The 510-nt window shown below is 51.2% G+C and carries 1 protein-coding gene; it reads right to left on the reverse strand.

The window, feature by feature from the left end; all coding sequences use genetic code 11:
- Positions 1 to 412, reverse strand: a 412-nt coding sequence (locus tag SPM24T3_RS24130; protein WP_009639462.1) for an AAA family ATPase, incomplete at its 3' end; no start/stop codon positions are given.
- Positions 413 to 510: the final 98 nt, after the last annotated feature.

The raw sequence follows: 510 nt of genomic DNA on the forward strand, positions 1-510 counted from the left end.
TACGGAAGCGCCGCTCATTGATGGCGGTCAACAGTGTATTGAGGATCGCTGGGCCAGCTTTCCAAATCTCATCAAGAAAAACAATCTCGGCATCAGGCAGGTAGCCCTTGGTCAGACGATGATAGCGACCTTCATCTTTCAGTGCCTGAATAGAGAGGGGACCAAACACTTCCTCCGGCGTGGAGAAACGGGTCATCAGGTATTCAAAAGCGCGGGAATGCTGAAAAGCGTACTTCAGCCGACGGGCTATCAGACTCTTGGCAATACCCGGTGGGCCCAATAAAAAAACGCTCTCGCCGCTTAGTGCGGCCAACAAACAGAGGCGAATCGCGTGGTGCCGCTCATAAAGTCCTTTTTCTAACGCATTGCTGAGTTGGGCGATTCTTTCCGCAAGCAAGTGGGGCTGAGGCATAATCAAACATCCATCCTTTTCTACGGTCTGACCAACATGGTAACTGGCGAGCGCAAACACTACTGGCTATGATGCTTGAAAGAGTTGATACGAGTCAG

This window comes from Serratia sp. M24T3, from assembly GCF_000257645.1.
Taxonomy (GTDB): Bacteria; Pseudomonadota; Gammaproteobacteria; order Enterobacterales; family Enterobacteriaceae; genus Rouxiella.